A 12871-nucleotide genomic window follows, 5' to 3' on the forward strand; every position below is an offset into this window, starting at 1 on the left:
TCTTCCTCTGTATTTTACCCCCAAATATCTTTTAAATTCCAATATGTTAACTCTTTTACGATTACGTCTCCTCCTTCAGTAAATAACTCAATTCCAAGCCTGCTTTCTTTTGGATAAATGCGGCTTGTCATGGTAGCTTGTCCTTCGTTTGCAAATACTTCGATGGAAGAACGATCCACAAATATTCGTAAAGCTAGTGTCTCACCTGCTTGCAACGCTACTTTCCTCACTCCATCTTCTTTTCCCGAGTGAGTACAGTCAAGCACTAGCTTTTGCTCATTAAGGTTATAACACATAAGCGTTTCTTCATTGTTTATTCCACAAATTTTTATTCCTACTGATGAAGCTTGGCAGTCCGCTAAATCAAATACAGCTTTTATCTCTAGCAAATCTTCATTTACTTCTACTACATAGCTTTCAGAAAGAGCTTTATTGGTTAGCATATTATATTGAGTTTTCCGAAGTGATGTCAGCTCTTGGACGGGGTTCATTAACACTTTATCCTCTCTTAAAGTTAGTTCTCTCGGAAGCGTTAGCGCACCGCACCATCCATCCTCTTTCGTTGGCATATTAGCTTCCCACATGTCCATCCACCCGATTGCAATTCGTCTTCCTTTATCATCTAAAAGCGTTTGAACAGCATAAAAATCGTGGCCGTGATCTAATTCAGTAAATGACCCATGATGAAAGGTATTGGTTTCATAACTATATTCTCCAACTAAATATCCTGTTTGGAAAAGGTTGTGATAGGAATCACCTTTTGTTTCTATCCCTTGAGGAGAAATCATTAACACATGCTTTCCGTCTAACTCAAAGAAGTCCGGACACTCCCACATATATCCTAGATCTCCATCGCTTTTAGCAAGGACGCCAACATATTCCCATTTTCGTAAATTTGAAGACCGGTATAAAATAACGCGTCCCTCTTGTTTCTTTGTTGAGTTTCCTAGAATCATATACCAGAAATCCTCGTACTTCCATACTTTAGGGTCTCGAAAATGATGAGAACTATCTGCCGGCGGCTCCGCAATAACTGGGTTGACCTCTACTTTTTCAAAGGTAATGCCGTCTTTACTAACAGCTATATTTTGGTTTTGAAAAAAAGTATCCAGCTCTTTGTCTATATAATTATGTCCTGTATAAATTAGCGTAAGCTCTCCTTGGTTATCCACGGCACTTCCAGAAAAACATCCATCTTTATCAAATGTATCTCCAGGAGCTAAAGTAATCGGTAAATGCTGCCAATGAACAAGATCTTTGCTTTTGACATGTCCCCAATGCATCGGTCCCCAATTCTCGTCATAAGGATGATGTTGATAAAAAACATGATATTCTCCTTTATACTGAACCAACCCATTCGGATCATTAATCCAGTTCGCTGGCGCCATAATATGATACCCTAACCGATATTGATGATTTACCTTTTTCTCTGCTTCATTTAATGAACGTTGAGCTTGCTCGATTTTATTTATCGTTAACATCATCATATCCCCCTATATAATCTGCGTGTTTTCTTGTACATCTTTTCTTATAAACTTATGTTTTTTAGAGTTTAGTAGTGTAAACATGGAAATAACGTTAAATACCAAAACCATACCTCCCATAATTAAATAGGTACGGGAAAAGCCTACGCTATCATATAATCCTCCCGCTATGGGTGAAAGAACTGAAGCACCTATTTGTGAAGCGAATTGGAATCCAACCAAATAAAGGATAGAAGATAGGCGCGTGTCAAAGTTAGCTGCCAAATATTTAAAGATGGCAATGAGCATAATAGGAAGTTCTAATGCATGAATAAGCTTCATCGAAGATATTCCAATTGGACCAACCACAAGTCCTGACCCAATAATACGAAATCCCATTAGAAATCCTGCTAAAATCAAACTATTTTTTGCACCGATCTTATTTACAATAAACGGTGCTGCGAACATCATTCCGGCTTCTAAAAACACTTGAAACGAATTTAAGTAGCCAAATACTTGATTACCTATCGATTCAGTAGGAAACAAAGATGCGTAATAGATAGGAAATTGCTGATCGTATACCCCATACACGCACGTAACGCCAACAACATAAATCATAAAAAACCAAAATTCCTTCAATAAGAATAAATTACCTACATCTCTCAGCGTGACGGATTCAGCTTTTTCCATTTCATAGCTGCTCATTTCTACCTTCACAGAAAAAATAATAGCCACTAGGATAACCGCTGAAACGGATGCCACCCAAAAATTAATATGAGGATTAATGTTAAATAGTTGTCCTGCAAAGAATGTAGCTGCAGCCCAGCCTAATGACCCCCACATTCTAGATTTCCCGTACTCAAATTTATATTTTCGGCTGACTTTCTCTATGTATGTTTCAATCGCTCCGATGCCCGCCAAAAACGCTACTCCTAAATATAAGCCTCCAATAATAGCTCCTATCAACACATTGTATTGAAGTAAGGGCCCATAAACAAAAATATAAAATGGTCCTACAAACACTAAAAGACAGCTAATAAAAAATAAAATGTGTTTCTTTAAACCTATCCTGTCAGATATATATCCGTACAAAGGCTGCATACACAATGCAAAGATAGCGTTTACAGAAAAGATTAAGCCTGTAGCTGATCCGTTCAACTTAATCTCTTGCCCTAACCAGATAGAAAATAAAGAGTAGCTCGACGACCACGTAAAAAAGAAGAAGAAAAAATATGCACTCAGCTTCCAATATAAACTTTTTGAACTTTTCATTTTAGTTACCCCTTTAGCTTAAGATATAAAATCTTTTATCTAACAAAATGAAAGCACTTTCAACTTGATTTTATGTCAACCGGTTTCATATGTCAACCGGTTTCACATTTTATATTGCAAAAAGCTTGTATTAGGCGTAAAAGTGGGCTTTGTGGTATGTTTAAGTTGTTCAATAAACCGTTTACAATCCTTACATAGATTTTTATTTATCAAAATAAAACGTAGCGACTGGAAAGCTGCTCGCTTGATTGCATTTATTTTAAGGCTTTTCCACAGCAGATATATACTATAAAAGCAAGGTTTTGGAGAAATTAGGAGGAAACTAGATGAAAGCCAAAATTAGTGATGTAGCAAAAATTGCAGGTGTTTCACCAACTACAGTTTCTCGTGTATTAAATAACCGTGGTTACATAAGCAAAGAAACGCGAGAAAATGTTTATAAAGCAATGAAAGAAATTAATTATTTCCCAAATGATATTGCGCGATCATTATTTAATAAGCGAACAAATTTAATCGGGATGATTGTCCCGCAAACGAGCAACCCTTTTTTCGGAGAGTTAGCCTTTCATATTGAAAGTATATGTGCTTCCCTTAACTACAAAGTACTTCTTTGTAACAGTCTGAATCGCATTGATAAAGAAAAAAAATATGTAGAAATGCTTATCAGAAATCAGGTAGACGGGGTTATTGCCGTTACTTATAATAGAGGTATTTTTGATTCCGAAAGTCAAAGCCTTCCTGTAGTAGCAGTCGATCATTATTTATCCAAAGATATTCCAACCGTATCTTCTGATAGCTATTCTGGAGGAGAACAAGCCACGGAATTGCTTATTTCAAAAGATTGTAAGCATATTATTCATATTAACGGTCCCCTTAAACTTGAAACTCCAGCTAACTTAAGAAGGAAAGCATATGAAAACGTGATGAAACAGTACGGAAAACAGCCTATCACGTATGAGATTTCAAATACCTTTGACCGCAACATTCAGCGAGAAACTATTTCTAAGGTTTTTGAAGAACATCCGGAAGTAGATGGTATTTTTGCAAGCGATGACTTACTTGCAGCTTTAGTAGTTGCTGAAGCACAAAAAAGAGGAAAATGTATCCCAAAAGATTTAAAAATCGTGGGCTATGATGGAACAGAAGCCAGTAAGACTTTGTTACCTGGCCTAACTACAATTCAACAGCCAATCGAATCGATTGCTCAAACAGCCATTGATATTTTACTAAAAGAAATTGAAGGAGAATTTAGTAATGTCCCCCGTGAAATCTGTCTTCCTGTTAAGCTTCTAGAAGGGCAAACGACGTAAAAATATGTTTTTTATAAAATAAATATCAGTTTGTTGCATATTCTTCTTCCTTTATTCACACCTTAACGTTACAGAAAGGAGTTGAATACAATGGCAAACAATAAAAGCAGCAATAATAATGAATTATTAGTATACGGAGCTGAACAAGCAATCGATCAAATGAAATATGAAATCGCTAGCGAGTTCGGAGTAAATTTAGGAGCTGACACTACTGCACGTGCAAACGGATCAGTAGGCGGCGAAATCACAAAACGTCTTGTACAATTAGCTGAGCAACAACTTGGCGGCGGACGTTTCTAAGACAATTTCATACACACCATGACTTAAGGAAGAATGGATATCCATTCTTCCTTTTCATATATTTAATTTCCATCTTTATATAAAAATTATTATTGCTCATCTTCTTTACTGACTGATTTTGTTTTTCCTTTCTTTAGTACAGCACTGATTCCTAAACAACAGACAGCTGCTATCCATCCGGAGATGAGAAAATAAACAGAAGTATTTGCAAAGAGTGTGCCTATTAAAATAAACAGGCCTCCGAGAATAATAAAAAAGACGTGACCTTCACCAATTTTTTTCACCTTCATCACCTCTCCCCTACCTGCGTATACAAACTAATGTTCAGATACAAAAGAAACTTCTTGATAAACAAGAAGTTTTCTTACGTCCGTTTCTTTTTCAATAAAAAATAAAGGTGTTTTCTTTTTATTTATTCAACAAAACCACTCAATATTCTTCTCAATTACGTGCTATTTAATAATTTCTTCTGTTTTATACTCTTTCATAAATACATCAATAACATCTTCTGCTTCCTCGTTCTCCTCCTGCATTTGAACGAGTATTTCGTTTTGTGCATTTACCGAAAGAATTCTGACATCCGACATTCGGTTTATGTCTAGCTGCAGTTCCAAATCTTTGGCAACCTCATCAGCTTTTAGTGAATCTTTGATCGTATATCTGTGACTTCTCATAACATTCGCTCCTTTACGTTATATGAACGAATATAGTTTATCCAAACGATCACTACACAATGACATTTTTTCTTATGTCTTTTATTTAAGCAAAACAAAAAAACGGCTTTTATCAGCCGTTTTTTTGTTTTGCTTTTCGATTATGAAAAAGCATATTTATTTCTTTATTTGACCGTTCTCTGTATCAGGTATCATACGTTTATTTATTCCGAATGCGTAAAAACTAATGACAACGAGAGCGAGGAAAATAACCCCTACAATAAGTGAAATACGCGTTTCATCATTAAACCACATGCCTACAAGCACCATTAGTAGAAAAGCAATGGTTATATAGTTCGTTACAGGCGCAAAAGGCATTTTGAAAGGATGACTATCCATTTCAGCACCTTTAGCTTTACGGAAACGAATTTGGCTGATAAGAATAATGAACCAAGGAATCATTCCAGGAAGCACGCTAGCACTGTATACATAAACAAACACATTAGGTGGAGCGATGTAGTTTAAAATAACACCAATTACTAATCCAATCATAACAGCGAGCGTACTGTAAATTGGAACGCCGTTGCGAGAAATTTTTGTAAAGAATTTAGGTGCTTGACCGTTTACACCGAGCGTATAAAGCATGCGTCCTGCACTAAAGATTCCGCTATTACAGCCTGACATCGCTGCCGTAATGACTACAAAGTTAATGATACCTGCAGCTGCCGTAACACCAACTTTAGCAAATGTAGATACAAATGGACTTCCTAAAGAATCTAACTCATTCCAAGGATATACCGTCACGATGACGAAAATAGCTCCAATATAAAAAATTAAAATACGCCAGATGATGCTTTGAATCGCGCTTGTTAACGTTTTTTTAGGATCCTTTGCTTCACCAGCTGTAATCCCAATTAGCTCGACTCCTTGATAAGCTGCAATAACAAGAGATAGCGCGAAGAAAAAGCCTGACCATCCGCCTGCAAAGAAGCCTCCGTGTGCCCAAAGATTTGATAACCCAATTGCGTCTCCATCATTTCCAAATCCAAAGAAAATTAATCCAAGTCCCGCGATAATCATTAAAATAATTGTTACAATTTTAATCATCGCAAACCAAAATTCAAACTCTCCAAATGATTTCACTGAAACTAAGTTTGCTGTGCCTAAAATCAACATGGCGATAATACCAGGCACCCAAGCTGGTAAATGAGGGAACCAGTAATGCATATATGCTCCTACCGCTATAATTTCGGACATCCCTACGATTACAAATTGAAACCAGTTACTCCATGCAGCCATATAACCTGCTAATGGATGAATATATTTGTGGCCAAATGTAGCGAATGAACCTGTGCTTGGTTCCATGTACAGCATTTCGCCCATAGCACGCATAATAAAGAAAATAAACATTCCGCAGATTGCGTAAGCAAGCAATACCGATGGACCTGTCCATTGAATCGTACTTGCTGATCCCATAAATAATCCAACGCCAATTGTTCCACCAAGCGCGATCATTTGAATGTGACGAGATTCTAAGCCTCTTTTTAACTCTTTGTCTGCCATTCCATTTCCTCCTCCTAAACTTGTTATAGCTCTGTTAGGAAAGATACTTTTTGTGTCTGATGGAACAGCTGTCGTTTTTAAATCATTCCATTTTTACCTAGTACCTTTACAACTAAACTATTTTTTCTATTTTTAGCTATTCGACTGTATAATTACTTATTTTATAATAATGAATTTTCCTCAGAAATACAATTGTTTTTTTCAGAAAAACACTTAAGTAAACCATTTACCTCTGTCAAATCAGTCATCTTCGTAAAATAGTTTTTTATTTCATTATAATTAAAATTTTATGAATATTAAAATAAATATAGTCTCAGCTTGGATGCTGGAACACTCTCTTTCTCAAGGATAACGAAATAAAACCATTACTTAATCGAATAAATTCCTTTTTTCTACTTTTACGTTTTTTCTTTCTTTTCTTAGGGAAAGTATCCATAGAAAATAGAGATGAGGAGGGATTTTTCATGTGGCAAGCTGCGATGTGGGGCGGAATTTCAGGATCAGCTGTCCTTCTTGGTGCTTTGGCAGCAGTTTTTTTGCCTATCGGCAAAAAGATAATTGGTTATATTATGGCTTTTGGGACGGGTGTATTAATTGGAGCATCTACCTATGAGTTGCTTGGAGACTCCGTTCATAGCGGCGGGTTAAAAGCTACTTCTCTTGGGTTCCTTGCGGGGGCTGTCGTTTTTACTTTTTTAGACTATCTAATTTCACGTCAAGGAGCGAATAAAAGAAAGAGGTCTACAAAACAAATGGCCGCGAATAGTTCTGGAATTGCTATATTTATAGGAACCGTCATGGATGCAATCCCAGAGTCCATTATGATTGGAGCTAGCTTAATTGAAAATGCAACCGTTAGCTGGCTTCTTGTTATCGCTATTTTTATAAGTAATATTCCCGAAGGACTGTCCAGTACGACCGGTCTAGTAAAAAGCGGATTCTCTAAGAGGAAAATTTTTTTACTATGGGCAGCTGTTTTGTTCATTTCAGCTTTTAGTTCATGGACAGGCTTTGTTTTTTTAGATCATGCATCTGAGACACTTATGGCTGCTATTGCTGCTTTTGCCGGCGGTGGTATTATTGCTATGGTAGGTTCTACAATGATGCCAGAGGCCTATGAAGAAGGAGGTTCTATTACAGGATTGATTGCTGCACTTGGATTACTTGCTTCATTGATACTGGATCATTTTTCTTAATCGTCTTCATACTACTTTTATCGTTTCCAAGTAGAAAACAGAAAGCCTTCTACTTGGAGATATTTATCTCAAGCACATTATGATAAATGTGTCTTCTTAATAAATAAAATCGTAGTTCTCTCTTATTTCCTGAGTAAAAGCTTTCCAATCCGTAGCTTCAAATTCCGCATCCCGTGCTTTTAACTCTTTTTCCATTCCTTGAATCTCTTGAACAGCTTCTATTGTTCTTTCACTTCCTGGCCCTACTCTCCAAATTAATTCTTTGTATTCTTTAATTTTATCCATTAGATAACCTGTCTCTAATTCTTTATATTTAGACATATTAGCTGACTCCTTTTACTTCATTCTTTCTTCTAAGATATCATATTTCTCCTTTATGGATAAGCCTCTCCTCTGACGTTTCTTTAACCTCAAAGATAGGAAATACAACAACAAAAAAGCAAGCACAAGTGCTTGCTTTCACTATTATTAAGGCAGTGGTTCAACCGCTACGTTCCCTACCGTTACAACTTCTGTATATGCGTTCGTACTGCTTTGGCGTAAACGGAGATTAGCACTCCCCGCTGCACTCGGATTTAGTTGGACATTTACAACCTTTTCTCCATTTCCAGCTGCGTCCGTTGTAATTGAAAAATTGCTGCTGTATCCATAGGATGACGGCCAGCTTCCATCTGCGTTTTGGACTTTAGCAATTTGAGTTCCCGATCCGTTATATACACCTAGATTAAACGTGCTGTACGCAGTGTTAGCTGAAAGCCCGCTTACCTTTACGCGTATTTGGAATACGCCGCTCGTTGGTAAAATGGCTTGATGTTCAAATGTGTAAGCACTAGCAGTTGATGGTTGCGTAGTTCCACCTTTATAACCATATGAACCAGATGCAAAAGTTGACGTATCGTACCATTTATACCCTGCTGTAGGTGCTGACCATGGTTCTGGCTGAGGCTCAGTGGACTGACTTGGCGTTTCCGACGAAAGTAATGCTGTAGCTTGATCCAATTGAAGTCCTGATACTTGATTCAAAGAAATATAGCTTTCTTGCTTCGCTAACCAATTGACCATATTTACAAGCAGTGTAGAATCGTCTTGTTCCTTAAATCCGTCATATGTGGTTTTAGAAGATCCTGTATCTTCTCGTTTATATTTTGGTGTAGCATCTTCAACCGGTGAAGAATCTCCTATAAAAGCAGCTTTACCTGCCCCTACTTTTGAAACAGCAGCAAAAGGACCTTCTGCTCTTCCCCCTCCGTTATACACTCCTTGATCTACAGCATTTGACCATTTTGCCGTTGTCTTAGGAAGATACACAATTCCTTTTGCTTTGTTTGGGTCCGTAATTGCAACCGTAGAACCTGCATGCATAGCAACGGTGGAAACACCTAGCGTAATACCGAACGCTTGAGAAGGAGATACAATATCATTGGCTGTCACATCACCAATGGCATTATAGCGAAAGCGAACACCAAAGTTACTTGCTAACCAGTCAGAACTTGTTACGTTTTGCATTGCCTCAGAGTTTGCTTCTTCCGTTGTCATGCCTTTTGCTGGGTTTGTCCATGCTCCACGACGGTACCCGTTAAAAACTTCTGAAGAATCCCAGCGGTTTTTGTTTCGGTCTGCATTGTAATGATCAGCAATAAAGAAGACGCTTCCCCCGTTCTGAACATATTGTAAAAGGGCAGCTTGTTCAGAAGATTTATACGGAATATTTGCTTCTGGCACAACAAACACACTATAGCCGCTAAGGTCACTGTATGTAATCGGCGTAGATTTCCGCAGCTCTTTTACATCAAACCCGCTGCCAGCCAGCCCTTTCCCAAAATCAGAAAAACCTCCGTCAATAACCCAATCTGCTGTACCCGCCGTTTGACCATGGGTATTATCAAACAAGATTTTTTTACCATTGTTTTTATTTACAACAGAAGCTTTAATTTCTGGTGCAGGGTCAGCAGCGCTTTCTGCTGATGCTGGATGAGTAGTAAAAGGCAGTGAGATAGATAAAGCTGTACACATTGTCAAAACGGCATAACCTACGCGATTATATTTTTTCCGCATATAAAATGCTCCCCTCAAATTTTTGCAACGCTTGTCTTTTCAAGAGGATTATAGCAGGTTCATTTATGATTTTTTTAAATTTATTGTAAATAATATATATTTTTTCAAAAAAGGTTCTTTATACCTTATATTTGTCGAGACATTCCCTTTTAAATATGCCCATGATTATATGTAAAATTTGTTAACGATAACGACTTGAATATTCGAGAATACTGCGCAGCATTTGACGTGTACTTTTTGATTCGTTCGCCCGTTCTTTATATTCAAGAGGACGACTAGGCGTTGACTTATTTTCTTCTTTATACTGAGAATTTTTGTGTTCTGACACGTTTTTCACTTCCCTATCTCTATTTTATTCAGAGCAGCTCAAAGCTGCTCTTTTGTCTGTCATTCTTTTACTTATTATGACGACTTACTTTTGCTTTTTGAAGCTCATCTGTATGAATATCGTTTGATAAAATACTTTTATTCACATTATCGACAGCTGCTGCACTGCTGCTGACTCCTTGGTTTTTGCTTTTATTTTGTTTACTCATTCCATCCACCTCCATGTGTAACGTCTATATTTTATGGAGTTATAAAAAGAAAATAAGAGGTAGTATTAGGAAAATGACCTTCTTTTCTTTTTACTTGCATCCCCATATCCAATAAAAAATAAAATTTCCATATTTAACAGAATGCACCAGAAATAAATGTTCATACTAAGAGTAGAAATTCTCTATATCCATTTTGAAAATATAGGAGGAACTAAGTGTGAGTACAAATAGAAACACACTATCCATTTTTGCTTTAGGCGGCATTAATGAAATAGGAAAAAATATGTATGCCGTTCAATATGATGATGACATCATTGTAATTGACTGCGGCTCTAAATTTCCTGACGAAAGTTTATTAGGAATTGATTTGATTATACCTGATATTACATACTTGCAAGAGAATCAAGAAAAAGTTCGAGCACTGGTTGTGACGCATGGTCATGAAGATCATATTGGAGGTATTCCTTATCTTTTAAAACAGTTAAGCCTCCCCATTTATGCAACAAGCCTTACACTCGGATTAATCGACATTAAACTGCAGGAACATCAATTATCTGCAGAGACGGAGCTTATTGAAATCGACGAAGAGTCAGAAATTACATTAGGCAATATTCCGCTTTCTTTTTTCAAAACGAATCACAGCATTCCAGATTGTCTTGGAATTGTCTTTCATACGCCTGAAGGAGCTGTTGTGCATACCGGGGATTTTAAGTTTGATTTAACTCCTGTTAACGACCAATATCCAGATCTTCATAAAATGGCGAAAATCGGCAGTGAAGGTGTACTCGCTTTAATATCAGAAAGCACGAATGCGGAGCGCCCTGGATTTACGCCTTCAGAAAAGCTAGTTGGCAAACATGTAGAAGAGGCCTTTCGTAAAGCAAAGCGAAAAGTGATTATTTCTACTTTCGCCTCAAATGTTAACCGCGTACAGCAAATTGTAGATGCAGCGATTAAAACGAACAGAAAACTTGCGCTGCTAGGAAGAAGCATGGTTAACGTTGTATCAGTTGCGTTAGAGAAAGGGTATTTAACCATTCCTGAAGGGATGCTAATTGAACCTTATGAAGTACATTCACTTGCGCCTGAACAAGTCGCTATTCTCTGTACTGGAAGCCAAGGCGAGCCGATGGCCGCTTTATCTAGATTAGCCAGCGGAAATCACCGCCAAGTAGAAATTCTTCCTGAAGACACGGTCATTTTATCAGCAGGGCCTATTCCTGGTAATGAACGTAATATCTCTCGTATTGTCGACAGCCTTTTCACACTCGGGGCTCATGTGATTTACGGTTCAGGAAGCGCAACAGGTATGCACGTATCAGGACATGGCTATCAAGAAGAGCTAAAATTAATGGCTACATTGATGAAGCCAAAGTATTTTATCCCGATTCACGGCGAGTTTCGCATGCTTCATCACCACAGCTTATTAGCAGAATCCGTCGGGGTGGAAAAAGAGAACATTTTTATTATAAATAACGGTGATATTGTTGATATCAAGGGCGGAACAGCTGTTCAAACAAGGAAAATTCCTGCAGGCAATGTATATGTAGATGGATTTGGCATTGGGGATGTTGGGAACGCGATTTTACGTGACCGCAAACAGCTTTCAGAAGATGGTATGCTGGTTATTGTTATTACTCTGAATAAAGCGGAAGGGAAAATTGTGTCTGGTCCAGATACCATTTCACGAGGCTTTGTTTATACAAGAGATTCAGAACAGTTGTTGAAAGATGTTAATCGACAAGTGACTAAAATTGTAAATCAATTGCAAAAAGCTCATGTTCACCAATGGAGCATTATGAAAAAAGAAATCAAGGCAACGCTTGGTCAATTTTCATATAACCAAACCAAAAGAAGACCTATGATCCTTCCCATCATTATTGAAGTTTGATTACTCAACTAAAAAACTGCCTTAGTCCCCACTAAGGCAGTTTTACTTTATAAATCCGAAGCTTAGTCCAAAGTTAGAAGTTGCCCTTTATAGTTTATGAATAGGCACTCCCTTTATATGTATGGTTAAAAGTGTTAGGTGTATTTCTTCTTTTTTACCCCATTCTATAAGAGAGATATTTCACCGTAAATATCTCGTGAAAGTATCCTATCCTTGAGGTGATTATGATGAATGATAAAAATCAAGTAGATCAGCATTCAGAACTATTCCGCCACAACTGGACGAGACCGAAGCGTTCAAAGTCCCAAGTAAATGGACATACAGAGATGTCTCAAACGAACATCATCTTGCGAAGTAATGCAAAAGCTCATCGTTGGTAAGGATACACTTCAACAAAAAAAAGACGCGAACGCGTCTTTTTTTGTTATTGGCCGTCTGCCCCGCTTTGAGTTATCTTGCGAATATGACCATCTTCATAATTATTTTCTCGTAGCGCTTTTGCTTTGTCATCTACTACTTGTTTTTGATCTACTTGTGAAGAAGGAGTCTGCTTGTTTTTTGGCATGATCATAACCACCTTTTATTTTGTAATTGTACAACGTGCATAGTGTCCCTCATAAAGATTAAATATA

The 12871-nt window shown here is 37.4% G+C and carries 15 protein-coding genes; 5 read left to right on the plus strand and 10 right to left on the minus strand.

The features are described 5' to 3' along the window. Positions 1–14: 14 nt before the first annotated feature. Complete coding sequence (locus SCI76_RS06250) at positions 15–1472, minus strand: glycoside hydrolase family 32 protein (RefSeq protein WP_407545241.1); 1458 nt, start codon at positions 1470–1472, stop codon at positions 15–17. A gap of 21 nt (positions 1473–1493) precedes the next feature. Further along, a complete protein-coding gene (locus SCI76_RS06255; RefSeq protein WP_028413935.1) occupies positions 1494–2735 on the minus strand; it encodes an MFS transporter in 1242 nt (413 codons plus the stop codon). 326 nt (positions 2736–3061) lie between these two features. Between SCI76_RS06255 and SCI76_RS06260 the strand changes: the two genes are divergently transcribed. Beyond that, the gene (locus tag SCI76_RS06260; protein ID WP_407545093.1) at positions 3062–4045 is read left to right on the plus strand and encodes a LacI family DNA-binding transcriptional regulator; all 984 of its coding nucleotides are present in this window, start codon (positions 3062–3064) and stop codon (positions 4043–4045) included. A gap of 90 nt (positions 4046–4135) precedes the next feature. Then, positions 4136–4345 carry an alpha/beta-type small acid-soluble spore protein gene (locus tag SCI76_RS06265; protein WP_013058452.1) on the plus strand — a complete coding sequence of 70 codons (210 nt, stop codon included), beginning with the start codon at positions 4136–4138 and terminating at the stop codon, positions 4343–4345. Between the two features lie 89 nt (positions 4346–4434). Here the strand turns inward: SCI76_RS06265 and SCI76_RS06270 are convergent, their stop codons facing one another. The 3 genes from SCI76_RS06270 to SCI76_RS06280 all read right to left on the minus strand — a co-directional run bounded on the left by SCI76_RS06270 (position 4435) and on the right by SCI76_RS06280 (position 6561). After that, a complete protein-coding gene (locus tag SCI76_RS06270; RefSeq protein ID WP_028413937.1) occupies positions 4435–4635 on the minus strand; it encodes a hypothetical protein in 201 nt (66 codons plus the stop codon). Between the two features lie 162 nt (positions 4636–4797). Beyond that, positions 4798–5019, minus strand: a complete 222-nt coding sequence (locus tag SCI76_RS06275) for a hypothetical protein (RefSeq protein ID WP_243494398.1) — start codon at positions 5017–5019, stop codon at positions 4798–4800. Positions 5020–5175: 156 nt separating this feature from the next. Then, entirely contained in the window at positions 5176–6561 is a 1386-nt protein-coding gene (locus SCI76_RS06280; RefSeq protein ID WP_407545094.1) for an amino acid permease, read from the minus strand. Between the two features lie 464 nt (positions 6562–7025). Between SCI76_RS06280 and SCI76_RS06285 the strand changes: the two genes are divergently transcribed. After that, positions 7026–7757 (plus strand): ZIP family metal transporter, encoded by a 732-nt coding sequence (locus tag SCI76_RS06285; protein WP_048018558.1) that lies wholly within the window; start codon positions 7026–7028, stop codon positions 7755–7757. 96 nt (positions 7758–7853) lie between these two features. Here the strand turns inward: SCI76_RS06285 and SCI76_RS06290 are convergent, their stop codons facing one another. The 4 genes from SCI76_RS06290 to SCI76_RS06305 all read right to left on the minus strand — a co-directional run bounded on the left by SCI76_RS06290 (position 7854) and on the right by SCI76_RS06305 (position 10348). Beyond that, positions 7854–8078 carry a hypothetical protein gene (locus SCI76_RS06290; protein ID WP_028413940.1) on the minus strand — a complete coding sequence of 75 codons (225 nt, stop codon included), beginning with the start codon at positions 8076–8078 and terminating at the stop codon, positions 7854–7856. 147 nt (positions 8079–8225) lie between these two features. Beyond that, positions 8226–9812: a DNA-binding protein gene (locus SCI76_RS06295; protein WP_407545095.1), complete on the minus strand. Its 1587-nt coding sequence runs from the start codon at positions 9810–9812 to the stop codon at positions 8226–8228. Positions 9813–9993: 181 nt separating this feature from the next. Further along, positions 9994–10140, minus strand: a complete 147-nt coding sequence (locus SCI76_RS06300; RefSeq protein ID WP_155017158.1) for a hypothetical protein — start codon at positions 10138–10140, stop codon at positions 9994–9996. A 67-nt stretch (positions 10141–10207) separates the two neighbouring features. Further along, positions 10208–10348: a hypothetical protein gene (locus SCI76_RS06305; RefSeq protein ID WP_013082478.1), complete on the minus strand. Its 141-nt coding sequence runs from the start codon at positions 10346–10348 to the stop codon at positions 10208–10210. A 217-nt stretch (positions 10349–10565) separates the two neighbouring features. Here SCI76_RS06305 and SCI76_RS06310 point away from each other — a divergent pair, with 217 nt between their 5' ends. Then, positions 10566–12239 (plus strand): ribonuclease J, encoded by a 1674-nt coding sequence (locus SCI76_RS06310; protein ID WP_407545096.1) that lies wholly within the window; start codon positions 10566–10568, stop codon positions 12237–12239. A gap of 227 nt (positions 12240–12466) precedes the next feature. Continuing rightward, positions 12467–12619: a YpzG family protein gene (locus SCI76_RS06315; RefSeq protein WP_013056278.1), complete on the plus strand. Its 153-nt coding sequence runs from the start codon at positions 12467–12469 to the stop codon at positions 12617–12619. Between the two features lie 44 nt (positions 12620–12663). Here SCI76_RS06315 and SCI76_RS06320 read toward each other — a convergent pair whose 3' ends face one another. Then, the gene (locus SCI76_RS06320) at positions 12664–12804 is read right to left on the minus strand and encodes a hypothetical protein (protein ID WP_013082476.1); all 141 of its coding nucleotides are present in this window, start codon (positions 12802–12804) and stop codon (positions 12664–12666) included. Positions 12805–12871: the final 67 nt, after the last annotated feature.

This window comes from Priestia sp. HNGD-A6 (assembly GCF_045784335.1).
GTDB lineage: Bacteria > Bacillota > Bacilli > Bacillales > Bacillaceae_H > Priestia > Priestia zanthoxyli.

Excerpts from the sequence above, each read along its gene's own strand:
- SCI76_RS06255 (WP_028413935.1), bottom strand. The coding sequence starts at position 2,735 with ATGAAAAGTTCAAAAAGTTTATATTGGAAGCTGAGTGCATATTTTTTC.
- SCI76_RS06260 (WP_407545093.1), top strand. The coding sequence starts at position 3,062 with ATGAAAGCCAAAATTAGTGATGTAGCAAAAATTGCAGGTGTTTCACCA.
- SCI76_RS06265 (WP_013058452.1), top strand. The coding sequence starts at position 4,136 with ATGGCAAACAATAAAAGCAGCAATAATAATGAATTATTAGTATACGGA.
- SCI76_RS06270 (WP_028413937.1), bottom strand. The coding sequence starts at position 4,635 with ATGAAGGTGAAAAAAATTGGTGAAGGTCACGTCTTTTTTATTATTCTC.
- SCI76_RS06275 (WP_243494398.1), bottom strand. The coding sequence starts at position 5,019 with ATGAGAAGTCACAGATATACGATCAAAGATTCACTAAAAGCTGATGAG.
- SCI76_RS06280 (WP_407545094.1), bottom strand. The coding sequence starts at position 6,561 with ATGGCAGACAAAGAGTTAAAAAGAGGCTTAGAATCTCGTCACATTCAA.
- SCI76_RS06285 (WP_048018558.1), top strand. The coding sequence starts at position 7,026 with ATGTGGCAAGCTGCGATGTGGGGCGGAATTTCAGGATCAGCTGTCCTT.
- SCI76_RS06290 (WP_028413940.1), bottom strand. The coding sequence starts at position 8,078 with ATGTCTAAATATAAAGAATTAGAGACAGGTTATCTAATGGATAAAATT.
- SCI76_RS06295 (WP_407545095.1), bottom strand. The coding sequence starts at position 9,812 with ATGCGGAAAAAATATAATCGCGTAGGTTATGCCGTTTTGACAATGTGT.
- SCI76_RS06305 (WP_013082478.1), bottom strand. The coding sequence starts at position 10,348 with ATGAGTAAACAAAATAAAAGCAAAAACCAAGGAGTCAGCAGCAGTGCA.
- SCI76_RS06315 (WP_013056278.1), top strand. The coding sequence starts at position 12,467 with ATGAATGATAAAAATCAAGTAGATCAGCATTCAGAACTATTCCGCCAC.
- SCI76_RS06320 (WP_013082476.1), bottom strand. The coding sequence starts at position 12,804 with ATGCCAAAAAACAAGCAGACTCCTTCTTCACAAGTAGATCAAAAACAA.